Genomic DNA, 7,107 nt, shown 5'->3' with positions numbered 1-7,107 from the left:
CCAAGGGGATCAACCTTCGTGGGCAGTGACCCGGCAGGCGGCGCCGGCAGGATGAGCTAGCGTGTCGGATGTCGGTGATATCCGACGGGTCCGGAGGTGAGGTGCCCGGCGAGGGGAGCGGTCCAGTGGTGTCGCGTCGGAGACTGCTTGCCTCTGCAGCGCTCACGATGCTCGCGTTGTCGGCAACGCCGGGGTGTACGCGCCCGGCGCCGCGGTTGTTCGGACTGGCGCTGGTCGGCGTCGACCCATCGGTGGTGCAGTCCGGCAACCAGATTGCGCAGACCCTGGGGCGCCGGCTGGACGTGCTCAACGTCTACGAAGCATTCTCCTCGCTGCAGCCCCTCCCAACCGATCTGTTGCGTGCCGCCGACGCCGCCGGTGTGATCCCTGAAATAACATGGGAGCCATGGGATCCCGATCATGGCGTGAACCAACCACTGTATTCGCTGGCCCAGATCGCCGGTGGTCGGTATGACGCCTACATCGCGCAGTGGGCCCGCGCCGCCGCCGCGTACCCGGGGCGGCTGTTGCTACGGTTCGCCCACGAGATGAACGGCACCTGGTACCCCTGGGCCGTCGGGATGGCAGGCTCCACCCCTGACGACTACGTGGCCGCGTACCGGCGGGTGCGGCGCATTTTCGACGACGCCGGCGCCAAACGCGTGCAGTGGGTGTGGAGCCCCAACGTCATCCTCGGCGGAAACACCGACGTGATCCGGCGCAGCTTCCCCGGCGAGCAATTCGTCGACGTCATCGGGATCGACGGCTACAACTGGGGCACCGACAGCGGCCACCACTGGCAGCAACCCGCCGACCTGTTCGGCGCCACGCTGAATCTGGTGGAATCGATCGCGCCGCACAAACCGGTGTGGATCAACGAGGTCGGCTGCACCGACAACGGCGGCGACAAGGCGGCGTGGATCACAGAGTTCGGCAAGTTCTTGACCACTACCTCCGTTCAGGGGCTGGTGTGGTTCGAGGTGGGCGACCCCGGTGAACCCGATTGGCGGCTGACCGCCACACCGCACACCACGGCCGCCGCGAAGGCGGCGCTCGCCGGCTGGTAGCTGGTACTGACGGACCTTTGGGCTACGTGTCGCCGCGGGACGTTGCCAGGTAAGGCGACGGCGACTTGGGCGATGTCGTCGACGTCGACCGGTGACAGTTTCGCATCGGCCATCGGCAGGTTCATCGTTCCGTCGTGCAGGATCGTGGGCACCTCGAGCAGGAAGGTCTGCATGAATGTGCTGGGGCGCAAGTGGGTCCAGGCCACACCCGATCCCTCCAGATACCGTTCGACCTCGGCGTGCATCCGCGCGAACCGGAAGGTCGCGTCGTCCCAGCACCCCATACCGGAGAGCTTGATTATGTCGCGCACGCCGGCACGCTTGGCGGCGTCGACGAAGGTGCACTGCGTTTCGAGCATGTGCCCGTCCGGCCCGGAGATCATCAGTGCCCGCTCCACGCCATCGAGAGCACCGTCGAGCGTCGTCGGTTTGAGCATGTCGCCCTCCGCCACCTCCACGGTGCCCGGGATGCCGAACGCCTCGGCCTTGGCCGGATCTCTCACCAGCGCTCGCACCGGCAACCGGGCATCCACGCAGTGGTCTTCAGCTTCGGCCTGAACCCCGACTTCGGGTACATCACATGGTTTCTCCAGACCATCGGAATGTCTGGCGCAGAATCGCTACTGGCCAAACCGGCAACGGCGTTGGCGGTGCCATCTTGGTCGACGTATGGGAATGGGTGCCGTTCGTGGCGCTGATGGCACTTGCCGGGCTCCGGGCGCTGCCCACATCCCCGATCGAAGCGGCCCGGCTCGACGGTTTCTCAGCGGTACAGATTCACACGCGGATCATCCTGCCCATGCTCAGGCCCGTTCTCGGGATGGCCATCTTGTTCCGGGCCACGGAAGCGGTTCGAGAATTCGACAAGGTCTACATCCTCACCGGCGGCGTACCCGGGTCATCGACAACCGTCAACGACCTGTTCCAGTATCGGATCTCGTTCACCAACTTCGATCTGAGCTACGGTGCCGCGCTGGGACTCGTCACTTTCGCGGCCAGCTCATCGTCACAGCATTGACGTTCCGGACCATCACCCGATCGGCGGTGTCTTCATGACGCAAGTTGCCACACACGCTCGTCGGCGACCCCTCCGCGGGCTGAGTCTCCTGGTGATCCTTATCCTCGGGCTTGCGTACCTGTCACCGCTGCTGTGGCTGTTCGTGAGTTCCTTCAAGCGCCGGGTCGACATCTTCAACCCGACGCCGACCCTGAGCTTCTCACCCACGCTTGACAACTACGTCTCGTTGCTGTGGTACGGCGGCTTCCTCAACAATCTCTACAACTCGATGATCGTGGCTGCTGTCTCGACACTCATCGCGCTGATCGTGGGGGTGCCCATCGTGCAGAAGCACATCATCTCCGGCATCACCGGCGGCGCGATCTCCGCCGAGTGATATTGCGCGTCAACGTAAGTAACTATTTCCGGTGTCCTTGACCAATGTCCGTCGTTTGCGGTTGGGGACCGGGTCTTGGTATTGACAGCCCCCGCTCAATAGCTGAAACTTGAATAGCTTTCATGTTTGTGTTCGTGCCTAATCATCCAGATGGAAAGCAGTTCATGGCCTACATCCTCAATGCGCCAGCGGACTTTGCCGCTGAAGCTCTCGCCGGCTTCGTTGCCGCGAACGCCGATACCATCGTGGCGGTCGACGGCGGGGCAGCGGTTCGGGCCCCGTCGCCGCTGCGACGCGTCTCCTTGGTCACCGGTGGTGGCAGTGGTCACTACCCGGCGTTCGCCGGCTTCGTCGGTGACGGGATGGCCGATGCCGCGGTGGCAGGCAATGTCTTTGCCTCACCATCTGACGACGCGATCGCTTCCGTCGCTCGTGCGGTGTCGCGGCCCGGCGGTGTGCTCTTCTGCTTCGGTAACTATTCCGGTGACGTGCTGCAATTCGGCGCAGCCGCTCGCTCGTTAGAAGCCGAGGGCATACCCACTGCGACTGTGTTGGTGACCGACGACATCGCCAGCGCTCCGCCAGAACGCGCCTCCGAGCGCCGCGGGATTGCGGGCGACTTGTTCCTTCTCAAAGTATTGGGAGCCGCTGCAGATCGCGGTATGGGCATCGCCGAACTCGAGGCGATCGGCGCGCGTGCCAACGCCGCGACCACCACTCTGGGCGTGGCCTTCAGCGGTTGCACCCTTCCCGGTCACGACAAACCTCTCTTCGAAGTCACTCCGGGGTCGATCGCCCTGGGCCTCGGGATTCACGGCGAACCTGGCCTGCAAGATGCCCAGCTCACGACCGCCGATGACCTCGCAGCAACCATGGTCGACCGGCTCCTCGCCGAGCGTCCCCCTTCCGGGGCGGATCGTGTCGTGGCGATCGTGAACGGACTCGGATCGGTCAAGTCCGAGGAGTTGTTCGTCCTCTACACGCCGATAGCCGAACGCTTGATGCGGGCCGGCGTCACCATTGTCAGTCCCGAAATCGGCGAGTTCGTGACCAGCTTCGAGATGGCTGGTGTGTCGTTGACACTTTCCTGGCTCGATGAGGAGTTGGAATCGCTGTGGCTTGCGCCCGCCGACGCGCCGGGGTATCGACGAGGATTGCGCGATCGACCCGATGCCGCACATCGACGGTCCGTGTACGTCGAGGCGCCCACCGCCATTGGCGCGGCAAGCACCCAATCACAGCGCGCCGCCGGCGCGGTCGTGAACGTTCTGGCCGCCGTCGCCGAACGACTCGACGCCGACTCTGCCATGCTAGGACAGCTCGACGCCGTCGCCGGCGACGGCGACCACGGCATCGGAATGAGCGCTGGCGGATCGGCCGCCTCACTGAAAGCGCAAGAACTTCATCTCCGCGGCGCAGGCGCAGGAACAGTGCTCTGTGGTGCCGGCGTGGCGTGGAATCGTAGCGCAGGCGGCACATCTGGTGGACTGTGGGCAGCACTTCTCAACGCGATCGGTATGGCGGTGGGCGACTTGGAATACCCGACAGCCGATCGCGTCGCCGCTGGAGTCACCAAGGGCCTCGCCGACATTCGCGCGATCGGCAAGGCCGACGTTGGCGACAAGACACTCGTTGACGCCCTGGTCCCGTTCGCTGAAAAACTCAGCAGCGCAGCCGAAGCGGGCCAACCACTGCCAATGGCGTGGGAGCACGCCGCGGCAGCCGCCGTGCGGGCCGCAGAAAGCACCGCGGAGCTCTCGGCACGCGTCGGTCGCGCACGCACGCACGGAGACTCCAGCCTCGGAACCCCGGATCCCGGAGCAGTCTCCTTGGGCATCGTCGCCACCGTCATCGCCAACGAGCTCAAAAAGACCTCAACAGGAGCGCAGGGATGACATTGCGAATCGTAATAGGTTGCGATGAAGCCGGATTGGACTACAGGCAGATTCTTCATGCCGACCTGGAGGCCGACCGACGCGTGCACGAGGTAGTCGATCTCGGGATTCGGCCAGGTGAATCGACGGCCTACCCCCACATCGCCATCGCGGCTGCCGAAATGATCGCCCGGGACGACGCCGACCGCGCACTGTTGATCTGCGGAACCGGCCTGGGCATGGCGATCGCCGCGAACAAAGTCACCGGGATCCGGGCTGCCACCGCGCATGACAGTTACTCCGTCGAACGGTCGGTACTGAGTAACGATGCCCAGGTTTTCGCCCTCGGCCAGCGTGGTGTCGGGGCGGAACTCGCCCGCCGGCTAGTGCGCGAATGGTTGAACGACGACTTCGACCCGAAGTCTTCATCCGCGCAGAAGGTCTCAGTCATCGACGACTACGACAGCCGCCCGTCGTGCTGACCGTGGGGATAAGCCTCAAGGCCTACTTCGGCTACCGGGAGACGCTGGGGTGGTGCGAAGCCATCGGCGACCTTGCCGCCACCAATCCCGCTGTCGGCACCGCGGTGCGGTTGGTCGTCTTTCCCTCGTTGCCCGCATTGGCCCCGTGTGCAGCAATTCTCAGCAATACTCCGGTCGAGATTGGTGCCCAAACAGTCTCCTCCAACGGGTACGGCGCCTATACCGGTGAGGTACCCGGACCCATGCTCGCGGAGCTCGGGTGCCAATACGCGGAAATTGGTCACGCCGAACGACGAGCGCGCTACGGAGAGACCCCGGAGGTCGTCCGGCGAAAAGTCGCGGCGGCGAGCCGCGCTGGCCTGAAGCCGTGGCTGTGTGTCGGCGAATCGACCCGGTGCGCAGCAGAGTCAGCACGACACGAAACCGCAGAGCAGGTGCGGGACTCAGGGCTTCTTGAGGTTTGCCCGCACGGGTCGGTGATCGCCTACGAACCCGTGTGGGCCATAGGTCAGGACGCGCCAGCCGACCCCGAACACGTGCGTGAAGTCTGCGACGGACTACGCCGCGACGTTGGGCCGCAAACCGAAATCATCTACGGGGGCAGCGCCGGACCAGGAACGTTGACCAGCCTCTACCCCGCTGTCAATGGGCTGTTTCTCGGCCGCTTTGCGCACGACCCCGCCCGCGTGGGGCAGGTGCTGGCCGAAGTGGAACAACTGGCGCAGCGACCGACCGCCGAGGTGACAGGACAGCGGAAACCATGAGCCCAGAACGCTTGTCGTTGCACCCCGTCGTCGGGATTCCTTGGATCCGAGCATGAACCTCGTCGAGCTGCCGGTGGTCGACGGCGGCGTGCAGTTCGGCACCGCCACGGTGCCCGTGTCACGCACCGAACTGCAGTCCACCGCATCGAGAACGGTCATTGTGGACGTGCGGCCGGAGGATCTTGCCACCGCGCAACGGGGGATCGAGTCAAACTATCGCTGGTCGCGCAACACACGCTGCACGTGTTCGACCCGGACAGCGGCGCCCGCTTGGCCAGCACCTAGTCCCTCCGTCAGTACTCATTCCAATTAGGAGGTGAACGTAGGGCCATGAATCGACGCGATGCGCCGGATGGCAGGCAGGTGCTTGCGCGCACGGGGAACCCACGAAGATGAAAGATGATCTTGACGACGGGATGGTGAGCTCGGCGCACCGCGTTGAGTGTTGATGCCAACGGTGAGCGGGAGAGGTCGGGCAGGCAAAGTGGCGCGAAATGTCGTCCCACGCAAGACTGTGGAACGATCGACACCCGATGATGTCCGTCGGATTCCCGCGCAGCGGCGCAGCCAGGACAAGCTCCAACTCATGTTGCGATGCGCCACCCGCCTGGTGATCGACCACGACCCTCAGGCTGTCTCAACCACGATGATCGCCGCCGCCTCTGGTGTTTCCGTGGGTTGGATCTACCGGTACTTCCCGGACAAAGAGGCGATCTTCGACCAAATTCTCGTCGACGCGCTGAACCGCTTGGACGCCCGACTCGAAGAAGTGAATTTCAGGATCGATGTCAAGGATTGGCGCCAGGCGGTCGCGCAGGGCATTGACACGATCATCGCGTTCGTCGCTGACGACGCGGCCTTTCGGAAACTCTGGTTCTCCTCGATGTTGACGGCCCACATGGTGGCCGCGAACCGTGCTCACGACACCAATCTTGCGAAGCAACTCGCCAAACAGCTGCCTCCTCACGTCAAAGCAAGCCGGGATCGCGATCCTGTCGACATAGGCGAGATGTTCTTCGGGATCATCGACAAGGGCGTCGATCTGGCGTTCCAGGGCGGAGATCCCCACGGTGATCCTCGAATCGTCGCGGAGGTCAAAATCGCCGCGGTGCGCTACCTGGAGAGCTATCTAGAGTAGGACCGCTTGGGCCGGCATGCGGGCCATCCTGGTTTGTCCCGCGCAGGTGATCCAAATCTCTTGGCGTTCGCCCGGCTCACCACCAAGCGTGGGCTTTTCCCTTCACCCCTCACGCCAGAGGACGCGATGGCTCAGGTGCGGGATTGGTGCTCCGTGCCGAGCGCCGTCATGGTCAACCCGACCGCACGGCACGCCGACGTCCTGTCCAACCTGGTGTTGGGTATCGGCTCCGGCGGCAACCTCATCAACGATGCCCACCTGGCCGCATTGGCGATCGAACACCGCACACGCATCGTCACCTACGACAATGACTTCGGCAGATTCGATGGCGTGTCGTGGGGACGTGCCGGAGGCACTGCTCGGCTGACCGTCGTGCGGGGCCTTCGTG

9 protein-coding genes and 1 pseudogene are annotated in these 7,107 nt (G+C 64.3%); 9 read left to right on the top strand and 1 reads right to left on the bottom strand.

Features of this window, described 5'->3' with window-relative positions; genetic code table 11:
- Window positions 1-68 precede the first annotated feature (68 nt).
- Entirely contained in the window at window positions 69-1,067 is a 999-nt protein-coding gene (locus QOI01_RS24695) for a glycoside hydrolase family 26 protein (protein WP_526385652.1), read from the top strand.
- On the opposite strand, the gene QOI01_RS24690 is transcribed toward QOI01_RS24695, so the two are convergent.
- A complete protein-coding gene (locus QOI01_RS24690) occupies window positions 959-1,600 on the bottom strand; it encodes an NAD(P)H-binding protein (protein ID WP_526385650.1) in 642 nt (213 codons plus the stop codon). The genes QOI01_RS24695 and QOI01_RS24690 overlap by 109 nt on opposite strands.
- A gap of 47 nt (window positions 1,601-1,647) precedes the next feature.
- Between QOI01_RS24690 and QOI01_RS24685 the strand changes: the two genes are divergently transcribed.
- The 8 genes and pseudogenes from QOI01_RS24685 to QOI01_RS24650 form a co-directional block, all read left to right on the top strand.
- Window positions 1,648-2,085 carry a carbohydrate ABC transporter permease gene (locus QOI01_RS24685; protein ID WP_526385648.1) on the top strand — a complete coding sequence of 146 codons (438 nt, stop codon included), beginning with the start codon at window positions 1,648-1,650 and terminating at the stop codon, window positions 2,083-2,085.
- Window positions 2,086-2,119: 34 nt separating this feature from the next.
- Window positions 2,120-2,461, top strand: a complete 342-nt coding sequence (locus tag QOI01_RS24680; protein WP_526385646.1) for a hypothetical protein — start codon at window positions 2,120-2,122, stop codon at window positions 2,459-2,461.
- Between the two features lie 134 nt (window positions 2,462-2,595).
- Window positions 2,596-4,356: a dihydroxyacetone kinase family protein gene (locus QOI01_RS24675; RefSeq protein ID WP_526385645.1), complete on the top strand. Its 1,761-nt coding sequence runs from the start codon at window positions 2,596-2,598 to the stop codon at window positions 4,354-4,356.
- Window positions 4,353-4,817: a ribose-5-phosphate isomerase gene (locus tag QOI01_RS24670; RefSeq protein ID WP_526385643.1), complete on the top strand. Its 465-nt coding sequence runs from the start codon at window positions 4,353-4,355 to the stop codon at window positions 4,815-4,817. The genes QOI01_RS24675 and QOI01_RS24670 overlap by 4 nt, the downstream gene beginning before the upstream one ends.
- Complete coding sequence (locus tag QOI01_RS24665) at window positions 4,811-5,581, top strand: triose-phosphate isomerase (protein WP_526385641.1); 771 nt, start codon at window positions 4,811-4,813, stop codon at window positions 5,579-5,581. Before QOI01_RS24670 ends, QOI01_RS24665 begins: the two co-directional genes overlap by 7 nt.
- Before the next feature lie 52 nt (window positions 5,582-5,633).
- Window positions 5,634-5,894 carry a hypothetical protein gene (locus QOI01_RS24660; protein WP_526385639.1) on the top strand — a complete coding sequence of 87 codons (261 nt, stop codon included), beginning with the start codon at window positions 5,634-5,636 and terminating at the stop codon, window positions 5,892-5,894.
- A gap of 135 nt (window positions 5,895-6,029) precedes the next feature.
- The gene (locus QOI01_RS24655) at window positions 6,030-6,719 is read left to right on the top strand and encodes a TetR/AcrR family transcriptional regulator (RefSeq protein WP_526385637.1); all 690 of its coding nucleotides are present in this window, start codon (window positions 6,030-6,032) and stop codon (window positions 6,717-6,719) included.
- A 57-nt stretch (window positions 6,720-6,776) separates the two neighbouring features.
- A pseudogene (locus QOI01_RS24650) lies at window positions 6,777-7,086 on the top strand (TA system VapC family ribonuclease toxin); the annotation flags it as partial.
- Window positions 7,087-7,107 lie beyond the last annotated feature (21 nt).

Origin of the sequence: Mycobacterium sp. (genome assembly GCF_032162605.1) — a bacterium.
Lineage (GTDB): Bacteria > Actinomycetota > Actinomycetes > Mycobacteriales > Mycobacteriaceae > Mycobacterium.
Note: the sequence above shows the minus strand (reverse complement) of the source record. Positions and strands in the feature narration are given on the sequence as shown.